22 protein-coding genes are annotated in these 23,888 nt (G+C 71.9%); 6 read left to right on the top strand and 16 right to left on the bottom strand.

Features of this window, described 5'->3' with window-relative positions; genetic code table 11:
- Positions 1–41: 41 nt before the first annotated feature.
- A complete protein-coding gene (soxR, locus tag AB0D04_RS19815) occupies positions 42–575 on the top strand; it encodes a redox-sensitive transcriptional activator SoxR (protein WP_362704743.1) in 534 nt (177 codons plus the stop codon).
- Positions 576–654: 79 nt separating this feature from the next.
- Here the strand turns inward: soxR and AB0D04_RS19810 are convergent, their stop codons facing one another.
- The 3 genes from AB0D04_RS19810 to AB0D04_RS19800 form a co-directional block, all read right to left on the bottom strand.
- Positions 655–2,094 carry an amidase gene (locus AB0D04_RS19810; RefSeq protein WP_362704741.1) on the bottom strand — a complete coding sequence of 480 codons (1,440 nt, stop codon included), beginning with the start codon at positions 2,092–2,094 and terminating at the stop codon, positions 655–657.
- Positions 2,095–2,379: 285 nt separating this feature from the next.
- The gene (locus AB0D04_RS19805) at positions 2,380–3,102 is read right to left on the bottom strand and encodes a 3-keto-5-aminohexanoate cleavage protein (protein WP_362704738.1); all 723 of its coding nucleotides are present in this window, start codon (positions 3,100–3,102) and stop codon (positions 2,380–2,382) included.
- A 75-nt stretch (positions 3,103–3,177) separates the two neighbouring features.
- Positions 3,178–3,795, bottom strand: a complete 618-nt coding sequence (locus AB0D04_RS19800) for a hypothetical protein (RefSeq protein ID WP_362704770.1) — start codon at positions 3,793–3,795, stop codon at positions 3,178–3,180.
- Positions 3,796–4,073: 278 nt separating this feature from the next.
- Here AB0D04_RS19800 and AB0D04_RS19795 point away from each other — a divergent pair, with 278 nt between their 5' ends.
- A complete protein-coding gene (locus AB0D04_RS19795; protein ID WP_362704735.1) occupies positions 4,074–6,899 on the top strand; it encodes a penicillin acylase family protein in 2,826 nt (941 codons plus the stop codon).
- A gap of 97 nt (positions 6,900–6,996) precedes the next feature.
- Here AB0D04_RS19795 and AB0D04_RS19790 read toward each other — a convergent pair whose 3' ends face one another.
- Positions 6,997–7,557: a hypothetical protein gene (locus AB0D04_RS19790; protein WP_362704732.1), complete on the bottom strand. Its 561-nt coding sequence runs from the start codon at positions 7,555–7,557 to the stop codon at positions 6,997–6,999.
- Between the two features lie 203 nt (positions 7,558–7,760).
- Between AB0D04_RS19790 and AB0D04_RS19785 the strand changes: the two genes are divergently transcribed.
- Entirely contained in the window at positions 7,761–8,783 is a 1,023-nt protein-coding gene (locus AB0D04_RS19785; RefSeq protein WP_362704729.1) for a LysR family transcriptional regulator, read from the top strand.
- Here the strand turns inward: AB0D04_RS19785 and AB0D04_RS19780 are convergent.
- The 3 genes from AB0D04_RS19780 to AB0D04_RS19770 all read right to left on the bottom strand — a co-directional run bounded on the left by AB0D04_RS19780 (position 8,773) and on the right by AB0D04_RS19770 (position 12,478).
- The gene (locus AB0D04_RS19780) at positions 8,773–9,621 is read right to left on the bottom strand and encodes an alpha/beta hydrolase (protein ID WP_362704726.1); all 849 of its coding nucleotides are present in this window, start codon (positions 9,619–9,621) and stop codon (positions 8,773–8,775) included. The genes AB0D04_RS19785 and AB0D04_RS19780 overlap by 11 nt on opposite strands.
- Positions 9,622–9,767: 146 nt before the next feature.
- Complete coding sequence (locus AB0D04_RS19775; RefSeq protein ID WP_362704769.1) at positions 9,768–11,021, bottom strand: MFS transporter; 1,254 nt, start codon at positions 11,019–11,021, stop codon at positions 9,768–9,770.
- A gap of 185 nt (positions 11,022–11,206) precedes the next feature.
- A complete protein-coding gene (locus AB0D04_RS19770; RefSeq protein ID WP_362704724.1) occupies positions 11,207–12,478 on the bottom strand; it encodes a DUF1343 domain-containing protein in 1,272 nt (423 codons plus the stop codon).
- A 245-nt stretch (positions 12,479–12,723) separates the two neighbouring features.
- Here AB0D04_RS19770 and AB0D04_RS19765 point away from each other — a divergent pair, with 245 nt between their 5' ends.
- Genes AB0D04_RS19765 through AB0D04_RS19755 form a run of 3 tightly spaced genes read left to right on the top strand, consistent with a single transcriptional unit; the run spans position 12,724 to position 15,839 of the window.
- Positions 12,724–13,497 (top strand): SDR family oxidoreductase, encoded by a 774-nt coding sequence (locus AB0D04_RS19765; protein ID WP_362704722.1) that lies wholly within the window; start codon positions 12,724–12,726, stop codon positions 13,495–13,497.
- Positions 13,494–15,158, top strand: a complete 1,665-nt coding sequence (locus AB0D04_RS19760; RefSeq protein ID WP_362704719.1) for an AMP-binding protein — start codon at positions 13,494–13,496, stop codon at positions 15,156–15,158. The genes AB0D04_RS19765 and AB0D04_RS19760 overlap by 4 nt, the downstream gene beginning before the upstream one ends.
- Positions 15,159–15,215: 57 nt before the next feature.
- Positions 15,216–15,839: a TetR/AcrR family transcriptional regulator gene (locus AB0D04_RS19755; RefSeq protein ID WP_362704716.1), complete on the top strand. Its 624-nt coding sequence runs from the start codon at positions 15,216–15,218 to the stop codon at positions 15,837–15,839.
- 163 nt (positions 15,840–16,002) lie between these two features.
- Here AB0D04_RS19755 and AB0D04_RS19750 read toward each other — a convergent pair whose 3' ends face one another.
- The 9 genes from AB0D04_RS19750 to AB0D04_RS19710 form a co-directional block, all read right to left on the bottom strand.
- Positions 16,003–17,217 carry an acyl-CoA dehydrogenase family protein gene (locus tag AB0D04_RS19750; RefSeq protein ID WP_362704713.1) on the bottom strand — a complete coding sequence of 405 codons (1,215 nt, stop codon included), beginning with the start codon at positions 17,215–17,217 and terminating at the stop codon, positions 16,003–16,005.
- 7 nt (positions 17,218–17,224) lie between these two features.
- A complete protein-coding gene (locus AB0D04_RS19745; protein ID WP_362704710.1) occupies positions 17,225–18,286 on the bottom strand; it encodes a phosphotransferase family protein in 1,062 nt (353 codons plus the stop codon).
- 162 nt (positions 18,287–18,448) lie between these two features.
- Positions 18,449–19,369, bottom strand: coding sequence for an MBL fold metallo-hydrolase (locus tag AB0D04_RS19740; RefSeq protein ID WP_362704708.1), 921 nt, complete (start codon positions 19,367–19,369; stop codon positions 18,449–18,451).
- A 153-nt stretch (positions 19,370–19,522) separates the two neighbouring features.
- Positions 19,523–19,876 (bottom strand): DUF202 domain-containing protein, encoded by a 354-nt coding sequence (locus AB0D04_RS19735; RefSeq protein WP_362704706.1) that lies wholly within the window; start codon positions 19,874–19,876, stop codon positions 19,523–19,525.
- Between the two features lie 2 nt (positions 19,877–19,878).
- Complete coding sequence (locus tag AB0D04_RS19730; protein ID WP_362704705.1) at positions 19,879–20,289, bottom strand: DUF202 domain-containing protein; 411 nt, start codon at positions 20,287–20,289, stop codon at positions 19,879–19,881.
- Between the two features lie 10 nt (positions 20,290–20,299).
- On the bottom strand, positions 20,300–20,854 hold the full coding sequence (locus AB0D04_RS19725; RefSeq protein WP_362704702.1) for an NUDIX domain-containing protein: 555 nt from the start codon (positions 20,852–20,854) through the stop codon (positions 20,300–20,302).
- A 59-nt stretch (positions 20,855–20,913) separates the two neighbouring features.
- Complete coding sequence (locus AB0D04_RS19720) at positions 20,914–21,702, bottom strand: glucose 1-dehydrogenase (protein WP_362704700.1); 789 nt, start codon at positions 21,700–21,702, stop codon at positions 20,914–20,916.
- Between the two features lie 10 nt (positions 21,703–21,712).
- Positions 21,713–22,363: a TetR family transcriptional regulator gene (locus AB0D04_RS19715; RefSeq protein ID WP_362704698.1), complete on the bottom strand. Its 651-nt coding sequence runs from the start codon at positions 22,361–22,363 to the stop codon at positions 21,713–21,715.
- A gap of 578 nt (positions 22,364–22,941) precedes the next feature.
- Positions 22,942–23,835, bottom strand: a complete 894-nt coding sequence (locus AB0D04_RS19710) for a DMT family transporter (RefSeq protein ID WP_362704695.1) — start codon at positions 23,833–23,835, stop codon at positions 22,942–22,944.
- Between the last annotated feature and the right edge of the window lie 53 nt (positions 23,836–23,888).

Raw genomic sequence — 23,888 nt, 5'->3', positions numbered from 1 at the left:
TGGGGAAACGTTGCGGAGATCGTGCGGGCTAGTGTTGAGGGGTGCCTCAGCTTCCGTACAAGGTTCATGAACTCTCCGTCGGCCAGCTCTCCGCGCGGAGCGGCGCGGCGGTCTCCGCGCTGCACTTCTATGAGTCCAAGGGGCTGATCAGCAGCACCAGGACGGGCGGCAACCAGCGCCGCTACACCCGCGACGCGCTGCGCCGGGTCGCCTTCGTCCGGGCGGCGCAGCGCGTCGGGATCCCGCTGGCGGTGATCCGGGAGGCGCTGGCCGAGCTGCCGGACGAGCGCACGCCCAACCCCGCCGACTGGGCCCGGCTCTCCGAGGTCTGGCGCACCGAGCTGGACGAGCGGATCAGCCAGCTCGTCGAACTGCGCGACCGGCTGACCGACTGCATCGGCTGCGGCTGTCTCTCGCTGCAGAAGTGCGCCCTGTCCAATCCGTACGACAACCTCGGCCGGCAGGGGCCCGGCGCGCGGCGGCTGCGCGTCGACCGGAGCGCCAAGGACCCGGCGGGGCAGGGCGGGGACGGCGAGGCGTGCCCGCCCGGGGAAACGGGCGACGGCTGCCGGTGAGCGCGCCCGCCCCGCGCGGGGGCGAGCGCGCCTCCGGTCACCGGACCGACGGTTTACACCACCGGACCGACGCCTTGCGTCACCAGACCGACGGCTTACGGCCGGCCCAGGGGCGGGCCTGCTCCAGCTGTGCGGAGAGGGAGATCAGCGTGGTCTCCTCGCCGTACCGGCCGCCGAGCATCACCCCGATCGGCAGGCCCGCGGCATTCCAGTGCAGCGGGATGCTGACCGCGGGCTGGCCGGTGGCGTTGTAGAGCGCGGTGAACGGGGTGTACGCGCCGATCGCGGCGAACTCGGCCTGCGGGTCGGCGTCGTTGCGCAGCGCGCCGACCGGCAGCGGCGGCCCGGCCAGCGTCGGCGAGAGGATGGCGTCATAGCCGCCGGGCGGCATCAGCCCGTCGGCGAGGGTCTGCGCGAGCGCCCGGAACGCATACAGCGCGGCCGCGAAGTCCGTGCCGGAGACCTCCTTGCCCCGTGCGCGCAGATAGCGGGTGAGCGGCATCAGCAGCTCCTCGCCGTCCGGCGGCACCGGGCGGTTGGCGGCCATCACCGACCAGACACGGGTGAAGGCGTAGAGGATGCTGTCGTCGGCGGGAAGTGTCAACTCCTCGACCTCATGGCCGAGTTCGGCCAGCAGGTCGGCCGTTTTGGTGACGGCGGTGCGGCAGTCGGGGTCGATCGTGATGCCCGGTATCGGGGCGTCGGTGAGACAGGCGATCCGCAGCCGTCCGGGGGCACGGCGGGCGTGCGCGGCGAAGGTCTCACCGGGCGGCAGCGACGGCGCCGTGTACGGGTCGCCGGGCATCGAGCCCGCCAGGACGTCCAGCAGCGCGGCCGCATCGGCGACCGTACGGGCCAGCGGCCCCGAGGTGCTCAGGCCCGTCACATCGTGCAGCAGCGGGCCGCCGCTGACCCGGCCGCGGCTGGGCTTGATGCCGTACAGCCCGCAGACCGAGGCCGGGATACGGATCGAGCCGCCGCCGTCGCTGGCGTGCGCGACGGGCGCCAGGCCGCCGGCCACTGCCGCGCCCGCGCCGCCGCTGGACCCGCCCGCCGAGAGCTCCAGGTCCCAGGGGGTGCGGGCGGGCGGCGCAAGGCCGTTCTCGGTGTAGCAGGGCAGCCCGAATTCGGGGGTGTTGGTCTTGCCGAGCAGGACCGTGCCGGCCGCCCGCAGCTTGTCGGCCACATGGTCGTCGACGGTGGGGACATACTCCGCCAGCGCCCGCGAGCCCATCGTGCAGCGCACGCCCGCCACCTGGTTGAGGTCCTTGACCGGCACCGGAACGCCGTGCAGCACCGGGAGTTCACGCCCCTCCCGGCGGGCCGCCGCGGCCTCGCTCTCGGCGTCCGCGGCCTGCTTGCGGGCGATCTCCGGCGTACGGGTGAGAAAGGCGCCGAGCGTGTCGTCCAGCCGGTCGATCCGCGCCAGATAGTGCTCGGTGAGCTCAACGGGTGAGATCTCTCCCGAACGGATTCCGGCGGCCTGCTCGAGCGCGGTCAGATCGTGCAGTGCGGCCATGGACGTCCACCCTCTCCTGCTGCGTCCGTACCGCCCTGATGCCGCACGGACCGTGCGGGCCGACGCCGTTACCGGCCGGTCGGCCCGTGGACAGTTGTTTCAGCTCGAGGGCGGCTTCGTAAAGGCCGTACCCGGACGGCACGCGGCCTCCGGCCATATGAGCACCGGCTCTGTGAGCGGCGAATCCGGGCAGCGTGTCGGTAGTCGGCCGGTAGCCCGACGATGGGGGAGCGGGCGAGCGCGGCCGGGCGACGGAACGTACACCGGGAGCACGTACAGCGGGAGTCACCCTTCCGGGAGGCGGGTGCGGAAGGCCGTGGCGGTCAGGACCAGTTGGGTGTTGGAGGGGGCGGGCCTGCCGTCGGGGAGGAGGAGGGTGTCCTCGAGGCCGATGCGCGTGGCCAGGCCCAGATCGGTGGCGAGGCGGACCACCGGCCAGGCGCCGCCGTCCTCGCCGTGGAGCAGTACGGGGCGGTCGTGCGGTGCCATCGAGGCCAGCAGCTCCCGGGCAGTTCCTGGCGCCGACCGGGCGTCGGTGTCGGTGACTTCGGCGAGCACCCGCAGCACCCGCGGCGCCAGCGGTGAGCGGGCGAAGTGGGCCGCGCCGTCCGTGCCCGACCACAGGCCGGCCTCGATGCCGATGCCGCGCTCCAGCAGCGCGGCGGCGACGGACTCGGCACCGGGCTCGTGCCAGTTGACCGAGGCGTGGTCGGGCAGCACTGTCCAGGACCGGATCCGTTCGGCCCGGCGCCCGGGGTCCGGCTCGGCCCAGGCGCCGGTCGTCACGCCGACCGGTACGTCCACCACGGCCCGTATCGCCTCCAGGACCGGGCCCACCACTCGCGGCGAGAGCGAGTCCTGACCGCAGGGGGTCTTGGGGTGGACGTGCACCTCGTCGGCACCGGCCGCCACCGCCTGGCGGGCGGCATCGGCGAGCGCGGCCGGTGAGAGGGGCACCGCGGCCGAATCGGCCGCGGTCCGGGCGCCGTTGAGACATACCTGAAGCATGTCCCGATGGTGACACGGGGGTCTGACAACGCTCGTGACCTGCGCCGTTCCCGCAGCGGTGCGGGGCGGACGGTCTCACGCCGCCGCGAACGCCCCCGCCCCGCCGACCCGGCGGCCCGCCGCCGTCAGCGCCTCGGAGGTCAGCACGGACGCCGGGGCCACCACCCCGCACTCCCGGCAGGCGGGCCCCGACGCGGGGCAGTCCGTGGATTCCGGGAGCCAGGCGAAGCGCGTCCCGCCGCACACCGGGCAGTCCCGGCGCGGCCGCCCCGCCTCCATCGCCGCGATCATGCGGCGCAGCACCACGGCGAGACGGGCCGCCGGATGCCGCTGCGGAGACTCGCACGGCACGATGTCACAGCCGCCCCAGGTGCGCCGGTGCCAGTCGTCGATCGGGCCGGGCTGGCGCCTGCCGTCGTGCTTCTCTCTCCGGCGCCGGGCCGCGAACTCCTCCTCGTACGCCAGCCAGAGGGTGCGGGCCTCTTCCAGCTCCGCCAGCGCGGCCACCAGCCGCTCGGGGTCGGGACTGCGGTCGTGGGCCGCGATGCCGACCTGGTCACACAGATGGTGCCAGGTCGCCCGGTGCCCGTACGGGGCGAAGCGCTCCAGGCATTTGCGCAGTGCCGTACGCCGCTGGGCGGCCACGAGCCGTGGATTGCGGACCTGTTCTGCGAGAGCTCTGAAACCGGCCAATTTCATCCCACCTCCGTGGGGAGGACCCGACTGGACACGGAAGGGACGTACCCGATCACCACCTGGATCCATCGAACTTCTTTGCGGGTCCGAGGGGTGCAGGGCGAGGGGCGCGGGATGTGAGTGCTGTGCCCGGGTTCGTCCGGTTCCCTCGCCCCTGCTGCTGTGGGGAATTCGAAAAGGTGACTGTTGTTCACCTTCCGGCAACGAGTAACCGCCGGTAACGTCCCGCCCACCCCTCCCCCGAGCTGCAGGGGGACGCCCCTCGAGGAGCAGGAATGCAACGACGTACCGGAAGGTTCAGAGCTGCCGCCGCGGCCGCCCTGTTCGCCTTGGGCGCCACGCTCTTGGCACCGCCCCCCACCGCGGCCGCGGCCGCGCCGAACGACGCCCACGACTACTGCCAGGGGCAGTGCGCCGACATCCTGCCGCCCGGCGCCACCGGCAATGCCACCCTGATGCAGATCCTCGGCAACAAGCTGTTCGGCACCCACCCCCGGCACTCCACCGACCAGTTGGGCCCCTACGGTGCGCTGGCGAGCGGCTACCAGTCGCTCACCGACGACACGCTCACCGACTTCTTCAACGACGCCTCCTTCGGCGTCCCCGGCGACCAGGTCGGCAAGGTCTCCACGCCCCGCGACGATGTGACCATCACCCGCGACAAGAAGACCGGCGTCCCGCACATCAAGGGAACCACCCGCTACGGCACCGAATTCGGCGCCGGCTACGCCGCGGGCCAGGACCGGCTCTGGCTGATGGACCTCTTCCGCCACATCGGACGCGGCGAGCTGACCTCCTTCGCCGGCGGCGCGCCCGCCAACCAGGGCATGGAGCAGCAGTTCTTCCCCCAGGCGCCGTACACCGAGAAGGACCTCCAGGAGCAGGTCGACGCCATCCGGAAGAACCACGGCGCGCGCGGCGAGCAGGCCATGAAGGACGCCCAGGCGTACGTCGACGGCATCAACGCCTACCGGGAGCAGTCCAAGAACGGGCGGTACTTCCCCGGCGAGTACGTCCTCACCGGCCACATCAACGCGATCACCAACGCCGGTGAGATCAAGCCCTTCAAGCTCACCGACCTGATAGCGCTGGCCTCCGTCGTCGGCGGGCTCTTCGGCAACGGCGGTGGCGGCGAGGTCAATTCGGCCCTCGCGCTGCTCTCCGCCCAGCAGAAGTACGGCGTCGAGAAGGGCACCAAGGTCTGGGAGTCCTTCCGGGAGCGCAACGACCCCGAGGCCGCCAAGACCCTGCACAACGGCCAGAGCTTCCCGTACGCCGGCAAGCCCGACAAGGCCAAGGGCACCGCCCTGCCCGACCGCGGCTCGGTCACCCCGGAGCAGCTGGTCTTCGACCGCACCGGCGCCGCGGCCCTCAAGAAGGGCGAGAGGACGCCGCAGGACCCGGTCGAGGCCCCGAAGAAGTACAAGAAGCTGGAGGGGCTGTTCAAGGACGGGGTGCTGCCCAAGGGGAGCTTCAACCCCTCCCAGCGCCGCGGCATGTCCAATGCGCTGCTGGTCTCCGGCAAGCACACCGCCGGCGGGAACCCGGTCGCCGTCTTCGGCCCGCAGACCGGCTACTTCGCGCCCCAGCTGCTGATGCTCCAGGAGATCCAGGGACCGGGCATCAGCTCCCGCGGCGCCTCCTTCGCGGGCGTCGGCATGTACGTCCAGCTGGGCCGCGGCCAGGACTACGCCTGGAGCGCCACCTCCGCGGGCCAGGACATCACGGACACCTACGCCGTCGACCTGTGCAACGCGGACGGCTCCCGGCCCACCAAGGACTCGACCTCCTACCGCTACCGCGGCGCCTGTATCCCCATGGAGAAGCTGGAGCGGACGAACTCCTGGAAGCCCACCATCGCCGACCCGACGGCCGCCGGCTCGTACCGGATGCAGGTCTTCCGCACCAAGTGGGGGACCGTCACCCACCGCGCCACCGTCAAGGGCAGGCCCGTCGCCTATACGGCGCTGCGCACCACCTACCGGCACGAGGCCGACTCCATCATCGGCTTCCAGATGCTCAACGACCCGTCGTACGTCCGCAGTGCCGCGACCTTCAAGAAGGCCGCCCAGCACATCGGTTACGCCTTCAACTGGTTCTATGCCGACTCGCGTGACACCGCGTACTACAACAGCGGCCTCAACCCGGTCCGTCACCCGGACGTCGATCCGGCGCTGCCCATCAGGGCGCAGCAGGCCTACGCCTGGAAGGGCTACGACCCCGCCACCAACACCACCGACTACACCCCGCCCGCCCAGCACCCCCAGTCCGTCAACCAGGACTACTACATCTCCTGGAACAACAAGCAGGCCAAGGACTACGACTCGGCCGGCTTCGGCAACGGCCCGGTGCACCGCGCCAATCTGCTCGACGACCGGGTGCGCGCGCTGACCAAGGAGGGCGGGGTGACCCGGGCCTCCCTGACCCGGGCGATGTCCGAGGCCGCGGTCACCGATCTGCGCGGCGAGGACGTACTGCCCGAGCTGTTGCGGGTGCTGCGCAGCAAGCCCGTCACCGATCCCGCGCTCAAGACCGCGGTGCAGCGGCTGGAGGCCTGGCGCAAGGACGGTGCGCAGCGCCGCGAGACCGCCGCGGGCTCGCACACCTACGCCCACTCCGACGCCGTACGGCTGATGGACGCCTGGTGGCCGCGGATGATCGAAGCCACCTTCAAGCCGCGCCTGGGCGGCGACCTCTACCAGGCCCTGACCTCCAACCTGGCCACCGACGAGTCCCCGTCGGCGGCCCACGGACCCACCGGGGCGCACGCCGGCTCGGCCTTCCAGTACGGCTGGTGGAGCTACGCGGACAAGGACCTGCGCGCGGTGCTCGGCGACCAGGTCAAGGGCCCGCTCACCCAGCAGTACTGCGGCAACGGAGACCTGTCGGCCTGCCGCGACACCCTGCTGGACACGCTGCGGGAGGCCAACGCCAAGACGGCCGAGCAGGTCTACCCGGGCGACGACAGCTGCAAGGCCGGCGACCAGTGGTGCGCGGACGCGATCATCCACCGCGCGGTGGGCGGTCTGACCCACGACACCATCAGCTGGCAGAACCGGCCGACGTACCAGCAGGTGGTGGAATTCCCCGCACACCGGTAAGAGACCCGCACACCGGTAAGAGCGGAGCAATGCCGATGCCGCAGGCCCCGGGCGCGCGCCCGGGGCCTGCGGCAGGGGATCAGGCAGCCGTGCCCGGCTACAGGCCCTTCAGCTGCTTCGCATAACGGCCGTTGGCCGGCAACCAGCTGAACACGATCGCCACCAACGCGGTGAGCATGGCGACCATGCTCGTGAGCAGGAGGGAGTCCGGCGGGTAGTCGCCGGCGATCAGGATGTGGGCCAGCAGAACCACCACGGACATGATGGTGATCATGACGCGGGCCCAGGTGGCCGCCTTGCGGGCGAACAGCGCGAAGAGGAGCAGCAGCGCGCCGATGACAACGGCCATCACGGCGCGGTTCACCAACTGGTCCTGCCGCTCCTCGACCAGCGACTTCCAGAGAGCGCCGTCGCCGAACACGGTCTTCGCCGTGGTCCCCGCGGGCAGGCCGATTTTCTCCGGATCCTGCGCAATGGCGTCCTTGAGGTTCTGGTCGGCGAATTCCGTCCCTCCGGCGAAGGAAATGACCGCCCCGACAAATGCGGACACCGCCGAGAGCACCGTTACCACCAGCAGGGTGGTGAGGGTGCCGGGCCTCTTGGCCGGGCCCGTCGGTACGGGCGTGCCGTGCGGCGGCGCGACCTGGGAATGGCTCACTAGCTCAACTCTCCTTGCAGAGAAGATGGTTGACGGGGATTGGCCTGACCATTGCACGGGTACCGGGAACGCATCCAGTATTTTCCGGAAGAAATCCCCAGATAATCCCTGCTGACCTCGGGATCAGTTCGAACCGGTTTTGGGCAAGGGTTATGCTGCACAACCGTGATTTGAAAAGGGAGTGCGAAAGCGAGAAGGGGCGCATGGCCTTACAGGGTCCGCTGCAGTATCCGCCGGAGCTGCTCGATACGACCATGGACCAGTTGCGCACGTTGATCATGGTTCGTGAGGAAGGCACCGCGCTCGGTGCCGCCCGCCGGCTGGGACGCGAACAGTCCAGCGTGCAAAAGCAGCTGGACACGATGAACCGTACGTTCGCCGCCCTGTGCGGCGAGGAACTGGTGCTCAAGCAGGGGCGGGGGCGCGACGCCCTGTTCACCGCGACCGGCGAGGCGCTCGTCGGCCTGGCGCGGCGCACGCTCGGCGACTGGTCGGACGGCGTGCACGACGCCCGCCGCCGCCTGGGCCGGACGCTCTCCGTCGGCACCACCCGCTACACCCTCGGCTTCCTCCTGGACGCCGTGGAACGCGTCAGCGAGGCGTACGAGCGCGACAACGTCGACCTCAAGGTCACCCATGTCCGCACCGGCGACCTGTTCACCAAGCTCCGCTCCAAGGAACTCGATGTGGTCTGCGGCAGCGTGGTGGTGACGGAGGGCCAGGAGGAGGAACAGCTGGCCCCGTACGAGGTGATGGAGTGGCGGCGCAGCGGCCTGTCCCTGCTGACGAATCTGCCGCCCGACCGCCTCCCCGGCGGCTCCTTCGGCGCCCGGGACCTGCCCGCGCTGCCGCTGGTGATCTCCGCGCGCGGCCTGATCGGCCGCTTCCTGACCTCCTGGTACGGCCCCGACTACCGCCAGAGGCTGACCGTCGCCGCGGAGATAGAGGCCGCCCACTACGGCTTCGAGCTGCTGCGTTCGGGGGTGGTCAGCGGGGCGATGCTGGTCACCCGGGGCATCGGGGAGGCGGCGGAGGACGGCCGTCTCCCGGAGGCCGGGGGCCTGCGGATGCTGGACATCGTCGGCGATGTGGGGCCCCGGACCGAGGTGCTGGTCGGGGTGTTCACCCGGCGGGGTGAGCGGGACGCGTACGGCCCCGACCACCCCCTCAACCGCCTCTGGGAGGCGCTGTCCCGGGAGAGCGAACGGTGGTGGCTCAGGCCGTGAGCGTGCGGCCGCGCAGCAGCTCCGCCAGCCGCGGGGCGAAGTCGGTGGCGTTGTCCGTGTAGCCCGTGTGGCCGCCGGGCAACTCGGTGAGATCCAGGCTCAGTTGCCCGGCCAGCGCGGCACTCGCCCGGCCGGGCATCGACCGGCGCGCGTCGCTGCCGATGCCGATCAGCAGCCGGTCCGCCGCCGTGCGCAGCGCGTCGATGTCCGGTGCGTACGCCGTGACGGGAACCAGCTCGTGCTCAAGGAAGAACGGCTCATTGGCCGCCATCCGCTCCAGCAACGCACGCAGCGGTGCCGGGAGTTCGGCCAGGGGCGGCAGCTTCTGCGTGCCGTCCTCGAGCCCCACGCCCGCCAAAAACTGCCGCATCGCCGCCTCGGTCCCCTGCTGCCGCAAGGTGACCTGGACACCGGCGAACAGCTGCCGGTGGTCGGCGGCGTTGGGCAACAGCCCGATCAGCGGCGGTTCATGGGCGATGACGGTGTGTATCCGGTCCGGGTGCCGGGCGAGCAGGTCCAGCGCCACGACGGCGCCGGAGCTGCTGCCATAGACCAGCGCGGGCTCGTCGGTCAGTTCGCCGAGCAGCCGGTGGATGTCGTCGCTGTGCTCGTCGACCCGCGGTGTGGTGCCGGGCGGGTCGAGCGGGCTGCGGGAGTGGCCGCGACGGTCCGGCGCCACCACGGTGAAGTGCGCCGCCAGCGGGTCCGCGATCCAGTCGAAGACCCCGGCGTCACCGGCCCCGGCGTGCACCAGGACGAGCAACGGCCCGCGGCCGCGCACCTCGTAGTGGATCCGCGCGCCGGGCACGTCCAGGGTGCCGGTCCGGGGTGTGGCCATGGTCAACCTCCGCGAAAGCCGGTCCGGGAAGCCGGTCCGGGAAACCAGGTGGCCGGGCATCGGCCTGCCGCCATCCTCGCGTGCGCCGCCGACACCCGGCCGACACCCGGCCGACATCCGGCCGACAGGCTCAAGGCCTGCAGGCCCTAGCCGAGTTCGCGTTCCCGCGTCTCCGGCAGCGCCAGGACGCACACCAGCGAAACGACCGCCATGGCGCTGACGTACCAGCCCACCGACGCCGAACCGAACGCCGACTGGAGCCGGGTGGCGACCAGCGGTGCCACCGCGCCGCCCAGGACCCCGCCCAGGTTGTACGCCAGCGAGGCGCCCGAGTAGCGCACCGTCGTGCCGAACAGCTCGGGCAGATACGCGCCCATCGGGCCGTACACCACGCCCATGCAGAACAGCGCGCCGCCGATTCCGGCTGCGATCAGCACCGGCTGCCCGGTGTCCAGCAGCGGGAAGAGGACCAGCCCCCACACCGCCGCCAGACCGGTGCCCGCGAGGACCGGCGTGCGGCGTCCGAGGGCGTCGGAGAGGGTGGCTGCCAGCCAGGTGCCGGCCGCCAGGAACAGGCAGGCGACGAGGGAGAGGGCCAGCATGGTGTTACGGGAGATGCCGAGGGCGCCGGTGGCGTAGGCGAGGCAGTACGTCGTCGCCGTGTAGAAGAGGCCGTACGCGACGATCATGCCGCCGGCGCCCAGCAGCAGTGCGCGCGGATGCCGGCGGAAGACCTCGACAGCCGGGACCCTGGCGGCCTTGTGGGCGTCCATCACCTTGGCGAACACCGGCGTCTCGCTGATCTTCAGCCGTACGAACAGCCCCACGCCGACCAGCAGGAACGACAGCAGGAACGGCACCCGCCAGCCCCAGGAACGGAACGCCGCGTCATCGAGCCCCGCCGACAGCAGCCAGAACACCCCGGTTGCCGCGAAGAATCCCACGGACGGCCCGAGTTGAGGGAACGCGGCATACAGGCCGCGCCGCCTCTTCGGCGCGTGCTCGACGGCCAGCAGCGCGGCCCCGCCCCACTCACCGCCCAGCCCGATGCCCTGCAGGAAGCGCAGCGCGATCAGCAGCAGCGGCGCCCAGATGCCCAGCGTGCCGTAGCCCGGAAGCAGCCCGACGAAGGCCGTGGACAGGCCCATCAGCAGCAGCGAGGCGACCAGGACGGACTTGCGGCCCACCCGGTCCCCGAAGTGCCCGAAGATCACCGAGCCGAGGGGCCGCGCGGCGAACGCCACCGCGTAGGTGGAGAAGGACGCGAGGGTGGCGTTGACCGGGGAGAGGGTCGGGAAGAATGCCTGGTTGAGGACGAGGGCGGCGGCCGTCCCGTAGATGTAGAAGTCGTAGAACTCGATGGCCGTCCCGATGAACGAGGCCACCGCCACGCGCCGCAGGCTTTCACCGCCGCCCCGGCCCCCCGCCGGCTCCTTGTCCGGCTCCGTTTCCCGCGCTGTCTTTGCTGATCTCGCGTCACTCTGCACGAGCGGCACTCTCATGGTCGGTGTAGAGGGCAGTCAATAGCCGGACCGGTCTGTCTCGGTTGATGAGATATGCCGGTCCTTCCGACGCCCGGTACCGCCTACGCGTACCGCAGATACCGCCGCCGCACCCTGCGGAACCGCCGCAGCTGCGCCTGCCAGGACGCCACCACCTCGTCGGCTCCCGCGCCCGCGTCGATCATCGTGCGGACCGCCGACGAGCCGGTGAGCCGGTCGATCCCGTTGTCCGGCCGCCAGGCGAAGCCGCGCCAGACCTGCCGGGCCGTCACCAGCAGGCCGATGCCGGTCCGTACGGGGTCGAAGGCGGCGCGGTCGTGGACGTGCAGCTGGACGCCGCCGATCGTCCTGCCCTGGAACTTGGAGAAGGTGGGCGCGAAGTAGGCCTCCCTGAAATGCACACCGGGCAGGCCCAGTGCGGTGGCGGCCGCGGCCCACCGGGCGTCGATGCCGTCGGCTCCCAGCAGTTCGAAGGGGCGGGTGGTGCCGCGCCCTTCGGAGAGGTTGGTGCCCTCGAAGAGGCAGGTGCCCGAGTAGACCAGGGCGGTGTCGGGGGTGGGCATGTTGGGGCTCGGCGGCACCCAGGGCAGTCCGGTCGCGTCGAAGAAGTCCTCGCGCCGCCAGCCCGTCATCGGTACGGTCTCCAGCTCCACCGGCCGCCCGGCGGCCTGCGTCACGAACTCGCCGTTGAAGAGCAGCGCCAGCTCCATCGCCGTCATCCCGTGCGCCTGCGAGATCGGCTCGCGGCCCACGAAGGAGGCGTACTTCTTGTCCAGTACGGGCCCGGTGGCGGCCCGGCCGGTGACCGGATTGGGCCGGTCGAGCACCACGAAGCGCTTGCCCGCGAGGACGGCCGCCACCATGCAGTCGTAGAGCGTCCAGATGTAGGTGTAGAAGCGGGCGCCGACGTCCTGGATGTCGAAGACGACGGTGTCCACACCGGAGTCGGTGAAGATGCCGGCCAGTTCCGCGCCGCTCTTGTTGTAGGTGTCGTAGACCGGCAGCCCGGTGGCGGGATCGTCGTAGCGGCCCTCGGAGCCGCCGGCCTGGGCGGTGCCCCGGAAGCCGTGCTCGGGGCCGAAGACGGCGGTCAGGCGGACCCGTGGGTCGGCGTGCATGACGTCCACGATGTGGCGGACGTCCCGGGTCACCCCCGTCGGGTTGGTGACGATGCCGACCCTGCGGCCCTCCAGGAGGCGGTAGCCGTCGGCGGACAGACGGTCGAAGCCGGTGCGTACGGGGCGGCCGCCGGGGGGCGGCGCCGCCGCGTGGGCGGGGCCCGTGGCCGCGGTGACCGCTGCCGCGGCCGCTCCGGTCGCCGCCAGCCGGCCCAGAACGCGTCTCGACAGAGCCATGTGCACACCTCCGTGATCGGGGATGGATCCGATGGTCGTGACGTGGGCACGCTAACGCGCCCGGACGTGTTACGGAACGCGCCCGGCCGTGACGAGGGGGTACCTCCCGCTCGTGGGGGTCCCCCCGCTCGGGCGAAGCCGAAAGCGGGGGAGCGGCCGAGAGTGGTGGAGAGCTCTTCCACTTCTACATACCGACTGGTTAGTCTGCCGTGGAGCCGAGTCAGCGCGACCGAGGGAGACACCACATGGCAGCCGTACGGGACCAAGGCGTTGTCGTGACCGGAGCGGGCGGGGGGATCGGCGCCGCGCTGGCCCGCCGGTTCGCCGCCGAGGGGGCCCGCGTCGTGGTCAACGACCTGGACGAGGCCAAGGCGAAGACGACCGCCGAGGAGATCGGGGGTATCGCGGTGCCCGGCGACGCATCCGCCGTCGTCCCGGCCGCCCGCGACGCGCTCGGCGGCGCCATCGACATCTTCTGCGCCAACGCCGGGGTCGGCACCGGCGGCGGACCCGAGGCGCCCGACGACGCCTGGGAGCTGGCCTGGGACGTCAATGTGATGGCCCACGTACGGGCAGCGCGCGAGCTGCTGCCCGAGTGGCTGGAGCGCGGCAGCGGACGGTTCATCTCCACCGTGTCCGCCGCGGGCCTGCTCACCATGGTCGGCGCCGCCCCGTACAGCGTCACCAAGCACGGCGCGTACGCATTCGCCGAGTGGCTGTCGCTGACGTACCGCCACCGCGGCATCGACGTCCACGCCATCTGCCCGCAGGGCGTACGGACCGACATGCTGGCCGCCACCGGGGCCGCGGGCGACCTCGTCCTGACACCCACCGCCGTGGAACCCGCGGACGTCGCCGACGCGCTCTTCGCGGCCATGGCCGAGGGCCGGTTCCTGGTCCTGCCGCACCCGGAGGCCGGCGACTACTACATCGCACGGGCCACCGACCCCGACCGCTGGCTGGGCGGTATGAACCACCTCCAGCGCAAGCTGGAGGAGCGCGAGGGAGGCGCCCGGTGATCTCCTACCGGGACAAGCCGTGGCTGGGACAGCTCAACGACGCCCAGCGCGCCCCCGTCCAGCCGCCGCCCTCCACGCTGCACGCCTTCCGGGCGGCGGTCCGTGCCGCGCCCGACCGTACGGCGCTCGCGTACTTCGACGGCCGGCTGTCCTACGCCGACACCGACGCGCTCTCCGACGGCATCGCCGCCCACCTCACCGCCCGCGGCTTCCGGCACGGCGACCGGGCCGCGGTGATGCTGCAGAACACCCCGCACTTCGTGCTGGCGCTGCTCGGCGTCTGGAAGGCGGGCGGCGTGGTGGTGCCCGTCAACCCCATGTACAAATCGGGCGAGATGCGGCACATCCTGGACGACGCCGAGGTCACCGCCGTCATCTGCGCCGACCGCACCTGGGACGGCTTCCTGCGCGCCACCGCCGCCGAGGCGCCGTCCGTACGGATCGCACTCACCGCCCACGAGGCCGCTCTGCAGACGCGGAACGACGCGCGGGTGCTGCGCGGCGATCTCCCCGCAGCACCTTCGCCCGAGGGCGCCGACGATCTGCTGACCGTCGCCCGCACCGCCGGGACACCGACGGCACCGGCCGGGCCGGACCTCACCGCCGACGACATCGCACTGATCAGCTACACCTCGGGCACCAGCGGCACCCCCAAGGGCGCCACCAACACCCACGGCAACATCAGCTACAACGCCGAGCGCCAGCGCACTGGCCTGGCCCTGCCCGACGGCGCCACCTACTTCGCGCTCGCCCCGCTCTTCCACATCACCGGCATGGTCTGCCAACTGGCCGCCTGCATCGCCAACACCGGCACCCTCGCGCTCGCCTACCGCTTCGAGGCGGGCGTCGTCCTGGACGCCTTCCTGGAGCACCGGCCCGCCTACACGGTCGGCCCCTCGACCGCGTACATGGCGCTGATGGCCCACCCGGAGGCCGGCCGCGACCACTTCGCCTCCTTCCAGGCGATGTCCTCGGGCGGCGCGCCGCTGCCGCCCGCCCTGGTGGAGAAGTTCCGTACCGGCTTCGGCCCGTACCTCCACAACGGCTACGGGCTGACCGAATGCACCGCGCCCTGCGCCAGCGTCCCGCCCGGGCGCAAGGCGCCGGTCGACAAGGTTTCCGGGACCCTGGCCGTCGGCGTCCCCGGCCCCGACACCGTCGTCCGGATCATCGACGAGAACGGCGCGGACCTGCCGTTCGGCGAACAGGGCGAGATCGCGGTGCGCGGCCCCCAGGTCGTCCCCGGCTACTGGCGGCGGCCGGACGCCACCGCCGCCGCCATGCCGGACGGCGAACTGCGCACCGGCGACATCGGCTTCATGGACACCGACGGCTGGCTCTATGTCGTCGACCGCAAAAAGGACATGATCAACGCCTCCGGCTTCAAGGTGTGGCCGCGCGAGGTCGAGGACGTCCTCTACACCCACCCGGCGGTGCGCGAGGCGGCCGTCGTCGGCGTGCCGGACGCCTACCGCGGCGAGTCGGTGAAGGCCTATGTCAGCCTGCGCCCGGGGACCGCTCCCGAGCCCGCCGAACTGGCCGCCTACTGCAAGGAACGGCTGGCGGCGTACAAATATCCCCGAGTGGTGGAGATCCTGCCCGAGCTTCCGAAGACCGCGAGTGGCAAGATCCTCCGACGGGAGCTGCGCCACCGCGCGTAACCCCGCGGCACCCGCGGAGCACCACAGGCGCATACGCACGAAGGACAGGTGAGGGCGATGGCCGGCACGAAGGACGGCAGCGGCAACGGCACCGCTAGCGGCAACGGCGGTACGAAGCCGGTGGCCCAGCGACTGCTGGCCACCGCCACCAGACTCTTCGCGGAGCGCGGCTACGACCGCACCTCCGTCCAGGAGATCGTCGATGCGGCGGGCGTCACCAAGGGCGCCCTCTACCACTACTTCGGCTCCAAGGACGATCTGCTGCACGAGGTCTACGGCCGGGTGCTGCGGCTCCAGCAGGAGCGGCTCGACCACTTCGCCGGCTCCGATGCGCCGGTCGAGCAGCGGCTGCGGGACGCCGCCGCCGATGTCGTCGTCACCACCATCGAGAACCTCGACGACACCAAGATCTTCTTCCGCTCGATGCACCACCTCGGCCCCGAGAAGGACAAGCAGGTACGGGCCGAACGGCGGCGCTACCACGAGCGGTTCCGCGCCCTGATCGAGGAGGGGCAGCGGACCGGCGTGTTCGCCGCCGACATCCCCGCGGACCTCGTCGTGGACTACCACTTCGGGTCCGTCCACCACCTCGGCACCTGGTACCGCGAGGACGGGCCGCTCACGCCCCAGCAGGTGGCCGACCACCTGGCCGACCTCCTGCTGCGGGCACTGCGGCCGTAGGGCGATCCGTGCCGGTGACGCCCGTGCCGGTCACGCCCGTGCAGCACAACGCGGTGGGCCACGGGAATACCGCCGCGCCCCACCGCGTTGTGGCCCCGCAGGGGGCGCGTCCACCCCCTACGGGATCTGTTCGGCCACCCCTACGGGTACCGCCTCAACTCCCTCACCGGTACTGCTTCAGCTCCCTGCGCGCCAGCGACCGCTGATGCACCTCGTCCGGACCGTCGGCCAGGCGCAGCGTCCGTGCCCCGGCCCACAGTTCGGCCAGCGGGAAGTCCTGGCTGACGCCGCCCGCGCCGTGCAGCTGCACGGCCTGGTCGAGGATGTTCACGACCGTGCGCGGGGTGGCGATCTTGATGGCCTGGATCTCGGCGTGCGCGCCCTTGTTGCCGACGGTGTCCATCAGCCAGGCCGTCTTCAGCACCAGCAGCCGCAGCTGCTCCACCGCGACCCGCGCGTCCGCGATCCACTCCTGGACCACACCCTGCTGGGCCAGCGGCTTCCCGAAGGCCGTACGGGACACCGCGCGGCGGCACATCAGCTCGATGGCCCGCTCGGCCATCCCGATCAGCCGCATGCAGTGGTGGATCCGGCCGGGCCCGAGCCGCGCCTGCGCGATGCCGAAGCCGCCGCCCTCCTCGCCGATCAGGTTGCCCGCCGGCACCCGTACGTCGTGGAAGATCACCTCGGCGTGGCCGCCGTGCCAGTGGTCCTCGTAGCCGTAGACCTGCATGGCCCGCTTGACCTCGACGCCGGGGGTGTCGCGCGGCACCAGCACCATCGACTGCTGACGGCGGATGTCCGCACCGTCCGGATCGGTCTTGCCCATCACGATGAAGATCTGGCAGAGCGGGTTCATCGCCCCGGAGATGTACCACTTGCGGCCGTTGATGACGTAGCTGTCGCCGTCCCGCGCGATATGCGTCTCGATGTTGGTGGCGTCCGACGAGGCCACCTCCGGCTCCGTCATCGCGAACGCCGACCGGATCTCGCCCGCCAGCAGCGGCTCCAGCCACTGCTTCTTCTGCGCCTCGCTGCCGAACTGCGCCAGCACCTCCATGTTGCCGGTGTCCGGCGCCGCACAGTTCAGCGCGGTCGGCGCCAACTGCGGGCTGCGCCCGGTGATTTCGGCCAGCGGCGCGTACTGGAGATTGGTCAGCCCCGCGCCGTGCTCCGCGTCCGGAAGGAACAGATTCCACAGCCCCTGCTTACGGGCCTCGGCCTTCAGCTCCTCCACGATCGCCGGGGTGTCCCACGGCGAGGCGAGCGCCGCCCGCTGCTCGTGCGCGGTCTGCTCGGCCGGATGGACATGCTCGTCCATGAACGCCAGCAGCCGCTCGCGCAGCTCTTCCGTACGGGCATCGAATGCGAAGTCCATGGGCGCCTCAGCCTTCCTTGAGGGTGGTGAGTCCGTGGTCGATGAAGACGGGCACGAGTTCACCGATCCGGTCGAAGCCCGCGCCGACGGTCTGGCCGAGCGTGAAGCGGTAGTGGATGCCTTCGAGGATCACGGCGAGCTTGAACCAGGCGAAGGCGGTGTACCAGGCGATGGCGGAGGTGTCCCGGCCGGAGCGGGCGGCATAGCGCTCGATCAGTTCGGCGGGGGAGGGGTGGCCGGCCGCGCCGCTGGTGGTGCTGACCGGCGATTCGGGCAGGCCCAGGTCCTGGCTGTACATCACCAGCAGCCCGAGGTCGGTCAGCGGATCGCCGAGCGTGGACATCTCCCAGTCCAGGACGGCCTTGATGGTGTCGACGCCCTTTTCCGTGCCGACCAGGACGTTGTCGAGGCGGTAGTCGCCGTGCACGACGGCCGGCGCGGGGGAGGCGGGCAGTGCCCGGCCCAGCGCCTCGTTCAGCTCGTCGATCCCCGCCAGCTCGCGGTTCTTCGACGCACTCAACTGCTTTCCCCAGCGCCGCAGTTGGCGCTCCAGGAAGCCGTCCGGCCGCCCGAAGTCGCCGAGCCCGACCGCCTCCGGGTCCACGGCGTGCAGGTCGACGAGCGTGTCGACCAGGGACAGCACCACGGCCCGGGTGCGCTCCGCGCCGAGCGGGGCCAGCTGGTCCGCCGTCCGGTACGGCGTACCCTCGACCAGCTCCATCACATAGAACGGCGCGCCGGTCACCGACTCGTCCTCACACAGCAGCAGCGTCTCGGGCACCGGCACCGGCGTCGCGTGCAGCGCGCTGATGACCCGGTGCTCGCGCCGCATGTCGTGCGCGGTGGCCAGCACATGCCCCAGCGGCGGCCGGCGCACCACCCAGGAGGAGGCGCCGTCGGTGACGCGGTAGGTGAGATTGGACCGCCCGCCCTCGATCAGCTGCGCGCTGAGCGGCCCGCCGGTCAGGCCCGGCCGCTCCCGGTCCAGATGCTCGCGCAATCGGGCGAGGTCGAGGCCGGGGGGTTCCTCCCGGTCCGCGGCCTGCGGGGGAGGGGTGCCCTTGCTCATCGTTGTCCTCCGTACGGCATGACGGTCGCTGCGGTCGATCGGCCGCAGCCTCGATCATGCCGACTAGTCGGTATGGAGTCCAGTTCCTGTCAGTGGGGCGTGAGTCACGCCGCGCTAGGGAGCCGTGTGCGGCGGTGCACTTCCGCCGTACGCGCCGGCCCCTCACGCGTGGCACGCCATCGGGATCCCGCCGTTCAGCACCGTCATGTCGCCGAACCCCGCCACCGGGTCCAGCCGCACCCCCGGCTCGCCGCCCGCCAGCTCCGCGTAGGCGCGATGCAGATTCGCCACCAGCCGTTCGCTCTCGGCCAGCGCCGCGAACGGCCCGAGGTCCGCCTCCTGCGCCACCTCCAGAGGGGTCCGCCCGGCCGCCCGGCCCTGCCGCGCCAGCGCGTCGACGAACCGCAGATAGCGCTCGATCCCGTCGTACACCTCGGGCCCGGTCACCGGGCCGTGCCCGGGGACGACGGTCACCGCGTCCAGCGAGCGCAGCAGATCCAGCGAGCGCAGCGATCCGGCCAGCGAGCCCATGAAGATGAACGGGGTCCCGCCGTGGAAGACCAGGTCCCCGGTGAAGACGATGCGCTGCGCGGGCAGCCAGACGACGGTGTCGCCCGGGGTGTGCGCGACGCCCGGGTGCAGCAGCCGGACCTCGATGTCGCCGACGTGGAGGGTCAGCTCGTCGGTGTAGGTGACCGTGGGCGCGGTCAGGCGGATGTCGCCGTACTCCACGCCGGGCCACATCGCGTGCAGCTGGTGCCCGGCGGCCAGCAGCTCGCGGCGGCAGGCGGCGTGCCCGATGACGGTCGCCTCGGGGGTGAAGACGCCGTTGCCGTAGGTGTGGTCGCCGTGGTGGTGGGTGTTGACCATCATGCGGGGCGTGGGAGCACCGCTCTCGGCGATCCGGCGGCGCAGCACGCGCGCCCGGCGCTCGGTGGCGGCGGTGTCCACGACGAGGGTGATGCCGCCGTCGGAGACGAAGCCGGCGTTGTTGAGGCACCAGCCGCCGTCCGGCTGGACGAATGCGTGGACGCCGGTGGCCAGTTCGGTGAGATAGGGCTCGGCACGGGCCGTGTCGGTCATGGGGTCCCCCCTGGAGCGGTGATCGGTGAACTTCTCTGTCCGGCGGCGGAGCTGCTGCCGGAATGCGGGTACGTACGTACCCACGCGAGGCCCGTATCCACGCGAGGCCCGTATCCACGCGAGGCCCGTATCCACGCCAGGCCCACCTCGCCCCTACGCCACCACCATCGCCGCCCCGAACGCCGCCAGCGCCAGCGTGCAGCTCACCAGCAGCAGCGCGGTCCGCGGTGGCATGTCCGGCGGGCGGCCGGTGGTCATCTCGCGTACCCGGTGGTGGGCCAGTGCCACGAACGCGAGCCACACCAGCGCGGTCAGCGCCGTCAGAACGGCCACCACCGGGCCCGGTGCCGCGCTCCGCCCCAGCTGGCGGCCGGCCAGTACGGCCACAACCGTGCAGGACAGGGTCGTGCGCCGCCAGGCCAGCCGGGTGCGCTCCGGCTGGAGGCCGGGGTCGCGGTCGGGGGCCGGTGGGCGCGCCCGCGGGTCCGGCCGGGGGGTGCCGGACATCGTCAGCCGGTCCGGCGCAGCGCGACCAGGACGACCATGGCCACCGCCAGCACACCGACCCCCAGGGCCAGGACGGACGGGAAGCGGGAGACCGGCAGATCCTCACCGCGGCGCATCGCCCGTTCGCAGCGGACCCAGTGGTTCACCGCCCGCACGGCACACAGGCCCCCCGCCACCAGCAGGGCGACGGTGCAGGTCAGCCGCAGCGTCTCGTGCAGCCGGGGCAGGAACTGGTCGACCGCGAAGCCGCCGCCGACCAGCGCCAGCCCGGTCCGCAGCCAGGCCAGGAACGTGCGCTCATTGGCCAGCGAGAAGCGGTAGTCGGGGGTGGTGCCCTCCTCGCGGACCCGCGCGGGCGAGACCCACAGTCGCACGGCCGCGCCGAGCGACCGGAGCCCGTCGGAGAGGATCATGGTCAGAACCCTAACGGCCGGTGCCGTCCAGGGACCCGGAGCCCCGTCGGGCGGCCAGCTCCCGGTACGCGGCGAGCCCGTCCGGCGTCCACGGCCACTCGTCCAGCCGCCGCGTCAGCTCCGCCTCCGTCAGGAAGGTGTGCCAGTCGATCTCCGACTCCTGCGGGGCGACCGGCCCCGTCCAGCGCACCTGGTAGACCGCCGACCACCAGGTGTGCTCCGCCGTCTCGTACAGGAACTTCAGCAGCGGCTCCGGCTGCGCCAGCCCCCGCACGCCCAGTTCCTCCTCCGCCTCGCGCAGCGCCGCCTGGTCGTAGGTCTCGCCGGCGCCGACCACCCCGCCCACGAACATGTCGTAGTGGGCGGGGAAGACGAGCTTGTGCGGGGTGCGGCGGTGCACGAAGATCCGGTCCTCGGCGTCGCGGACCAGGACGAAGGCACAGCGGGTGCGCATCCGGCGGGCGTAGGTCTCGCCGCGTGGGGCCTGTCCCACGACCTGATCGTTCTCGTCGACGACATCGAGGATCTCGTCCGCGTTGAGCGGCTGCTGATCGTGATCGGTCATGGGGCCATGCAATCACCAGGGGCCGGTCCCGGTCGTGCCGGGGAGCGCGGCTGCGCGTCCTACTGCCCCATGACGTACTTCACCGTCGGTCCGGTGGTCCAGCCGCCGTCCACCGCCAGCTCGGCGCCGGTGACGTACGAGGCGGTGTCGGAGAGCAGGAAGACCACGGCACCGGCGATCTCGTGCGCCTCGCCGACCCGGCCCATGGGGGTGTTGGGGTAGTTGCCCTCGCCCTTCTGGATGCCGACCTGGGCGGTCATCGGGGTGTAGGTCATGCCGGGGTGCACGGAGTTCACCCGGATGCGCTCGGTGCCCAGCTCCACCGCACCGACCTTGGTCAGGCCGCGTACGCCCCACTTGGAGGCGCCGTAGCCGCCGGTCATCGCCAGGCCCATCAGCCCGGCGGCCGAGGAGATGTTCACGATGGAGCCCGCACCGCGCTCCTTCATGGCGGGGATGACGGTCTTCATCCCGATGAAGACGCCGGTCAGGTTCACATCGATGACCTTGCGGAAGAACTCGACGGACACCGTCTCGAGCGGCTGTCCGGTCGATATGCCGGCGTTGTTGACCAGGCCGTCGATACCGCCGAACTCGGCCACGGCGTAGTCGGCGACCCGCTGCCAGTCCTCCTCCGAGGTCACGTCGTGGGTGAGGAAGCGGGCCCGCTCGCCGAGCCGGGCGGCGGTCGCCGCGCCCTCCTCGTGGAGGACGTCGGTGAGGACGACGTTGGCGCCGGCGGCGAGGGCCTGCTCGGCGGCTGCCGCGCCCAGGCCGCGGGCGCCGCCGGTGATGATGACGGTCCTGCCGGCCAGGCCTGCCGCGGGGGCGGGGGTGGCTTCGGTCATGAGGGGACTCCTAAGGGTCGGGTGTGGTGGTGCCCGGGGCGGCCGCGAGCAGGAACGCCACGGTGGTCCCGGTGAGATCGGCGAGAAACAGCTCCTCGCCGGTGAGGGGGGCGACGCCGTCCAGGTAGTGCCGCGCACGGTCGGCCATCGCCGCGCCGATGAGGGTCAGCGCGAGATCGAGGCGCTCCAGGCGCAGCGCCTCGGGCAGGCCGGCCGCCGTGAGGGCGTCCTCCATACGGCCGATCAGCCGCCAGTAGTCGGTGCCGTCCAGTGCCGGATGCGGGATCCGGGTGCGTACCCCGCTCTCATGGGTGAGCTGGGCGGAGATCCGCAGACAGCGTCGCCCGCGGTCGTCACGCAGTTCGGTCGCCTCGGCGGTGATCAGCGCGCCGACCAGCCCCGTGAGCGTCGGTCCGGCGGCCTCCACCGTCTTCAGCAGCGGCGCCAGGGCCGCCTCCGTACGGGCCAGCCGGCCGGCCATCACGGCGTCCAGCAGCCCCGCACGCGAACCGAAGTGGTACTGCACGGCCGAGGGATTGCCCTGGCCGGCCAGCCGGACGATGTCCCGCATCTGGGCGCCGTCCACACCGTGCGCCGCGAAGATTTCCTCCGCGGCGCGGATCAGCTTGTCCCGGGTCTCGGGTCCTGAGGTCCTGGCCATGATCCACACTCTAATGCTGGCCATTATTAATGGCGAGTCCTTCCGCCCGGTCCGCTGCGCTTTGCCTGGGCCCCACGTTGTCGGCTTTCCCGCCGTGGGGGTGTTTCGCCGTTGCGCCTGCGGCGGGCGTGGGTTTGTCGGGTGCGGTGAGGGCCCTGCACGGCTTCGCCGCTACGGTCCGTCCCCTCCCGTGGGTGGGTGGTGGGGCCGGTGGGGGTGGGCGTGGTGTGTCCGGTTGCCCCATCACTGCGTCCACTGGCCGTACCTGACCACGCACTTACGCCCCCACCGGTCTTCACCACCCCCAACGGGGAGGTGCCGGGCCGCAGGACGGAGTCCGGAGGCTCGGTGCCGCAGCCGAACAGCCCCGCGCAGCGGCACCGCCCGCCGCAGGCGCAACGGAGAGAAACCCCCTACGGCGGGAAAGCCGAAAACGTGGGGCCAGGCAAAGCGCAGCGAACGGGCCGCAGGCGAAACGGCGAGAAACCCCCTACGGCGGGAAAGCCGAAAACGTGGGGCCCAGGCAAAGCGCAGCGGACCGGCGAAACGGCGCCCCCGCCACAAGCGGCGAGGGCGCCTCAGCGCGGCTGCAGTTCCCGGAGACCCTCCGGCGATGCCGCCCCCGGCGGCATCGCCGGATGGCTGCCGATCAGGACGATTCCCGTGATCACCGCCGCCACCCCGGCCGCCTCCCAGGCCAGGGCCCCGGTCGTCACCCGCAGCTGGTCGCCGAGGAAGCCCACCCCGCAGGCGATCCCGGCCAGCGGCTGGGCGGCGGTCAGGGCGGGCAGCGACATCCGCAGCGGCGCGGTCTCGAAGGCGCTCTGCACCATCACCAGCGCCAGCACCCCGAGCACGAGGATGCCGTAAGGGTGCCAGGTCGTCAGGAGGGCGCCCCAGCCGCCCTCTCCGAAGCGTTCGCCGCTGATCCGGGTCAGCGCGTCCTGCAGCCCGTACAAAAGCCCGGCCGCGACGCCCAGCAGCGCCGCCTCCAGGCTGACGTGCGTCCGCTCGTGTTTGGCGACGGCGGCCAGCAGCAGTGCGGTGCCCAGGAGCACGCCGGTGATCAGCCACTGGGCGGGCCGCCCGGCCTCGCTGTCGCCGCCGTGCGGCCGGCCGGCCAGGATGAACGCCGTCACCCCGCCCGCCAGCAGCCACAGTCCGGCCCAGCCGCTGCGCCCGAGCCGCTGCCCGCTCAGCCGCCGGGCGAGCGCCATCGCGAACAGCAGATTCGTCGCCAGCAGCGGCTCCACCAGAGTGATGTCGCCCATCCCCAGCGCCACCGCGCCCAGCGCCATCCCGGTGACCATCAGCCCGATACCGGCCACCCAGCGCGGCATCCGCACCAGGTCCAGCAGCAGCCGCAGGGACAGATAGTCCTTGGGCGGCGCGTGCTGGGCCGCTGCCTGCTGGAGGACGAAGCCGAGCCCCAGACAGCAGGCCGCCCCAAGGGCGAGCAGAATCACCGTCACGTCACACACCTCGTATCGCGCGGGGTGGGGGATGGTGCCTGAGGACAGTCGTC

This window comes from Streptomyces sp. NPDC048483, assembly GCF_040651455.1.
In the GTDB taxonomy this organism is placed as follows: Bacteria; Actinomycetota; Actinomycetes; order Streptomycetales; family Streptomycetaceae; genus Streptomyces.
The sequence above is the reverse complement of the archived record's forward strand: the minus strand, read 5'-3'. Positions and strand labels throughout refer to the sequence as shown.

What these genes read in the sequence shown, in the direction of transcription:
- AB0D04_RS19780 (WP_362704726.1), bottom strand. Translation starts at nt 9,621, where the DNA reads ATGGCCACACCCCGGACCGGCACCCTGGACGTGCCCGGCGCGCGGATC.
- AB0D04_RS19730 (WP_362704705.1), bottom strand. Translation starts at nt 20,289, where the DNA reads ATGATCCTCTCCGACGGGCTCCGGTCGCTCGGCGCGGCCGTGCGACTG.
- AB0D04_RS19725 (WP_362704702.1), bottom strand. Translation starts at nt 20,854, where the DNA reads ATGACCGATCACGATCAGCAGCCGCTCAACGCGGACGAGATCCTCGAT.
- AB0D04_RS19750 (WP_362704713.1), bottom strand. Translation starts at nt 17,217, where the DNA reads ATGGACTTCGCATTCGATGCCCGTACGGAAGAGCTGCGCGAGCGGCTG.
- AB0D04_RS19810 (WP_362704741.1), bottom strand. Translation starts at nt 2,094, where the DNA reads ATGGCCGCACTGCACGATCTGACCGCGCTCGAGCAGGCCGCCGGAATC.
- AB0D04_RS19770 (WP_362704724.1), bottom strand. Translation starts at nt 12,478, where the DNA reads ATGGCTCTGTCGAGACGCGTTCTGGGCCGGCTGGCGGCGACCGGAGCG.
- AB0D04_RS19720 (WP_362704700.1), bottom strand. Translation starts at nt 21,702, where the DNA reads ATGACCGAAGCCACCCCCGCCCCCGCGGCAGGCCTGGCCGGCAGGACC.
- AB0D04_RS19755 (WP_362704716.1), top strand. Translation starts at nt 15,216, where the DNA reads ATGGCCGGCACGAAGGACGGCAGCGGCAACGGCACCGCTAGCGGCAAC.
- AB0D04_RS19735 (WP_362704706.1), bottom strand. Translation starts at nt 19,876, where the DNA reads ATGTCCGGCACCCCCCGGCCGGACCCGCGGGCGCGCCCACCGGCCCCC.
- AB0D04_RS19795 (WP_362704735.1), top strand. Translation starts at nt 4,074, where the DNA reads ATGCAACGACGTACCGGAAGGTTCAGAGCTGCCGCCGCGGCCGCCCTG.
- AB0D04_RS19740 (WP_362704708.1), bottom strand. Translation starts at nt 19,369, where the DNA reads ATGACCGACACGGCCCGTGCCGAGCCCTATCTCACCGAACTGGCCACC.
- AB0D04_RS19745 (WP_362704710.1), bottom strand. Translation starts at nt 18,286, where the DNA reads ATGAGCAAGGGCACCCCTCCCCCGCAGGCCGCGGACCGGGAGGAACCC.
- AB0D04_RS19715 (WP_362704698.1), bottom strand. Translation starts at nt 22,363, where the DNA reads ATGGCCAGGACCTCAGGACCCGAGACCCGGGACAAGCTGATCCGCGCC.
- AB0D04_RS19785 (WP_362704729.1), top strand. Translation starts at nt 7,761, where the DNA reads ATGGCCTTACAGGGTCCGCTGCAGTATCCGCCGGAGCTGCTCGATACG.
- AB0D04_RS19805 (WP_362704738.1), bottom strand. Translation starts at nt 3,102, where the DNA reads ATGCTTCAGGTATGTCTCAACGGCGCCCGGACCGCGGCCGATTCGGCC.
- AB0D04_RS19765 (WP_362704722.1), top strand. Translation starts at nt 12,724, where the DNA reads ATGGCAGCCGTACGGGACCAAGGCGTTGTCGTGACCGGAGCGGGCGGG.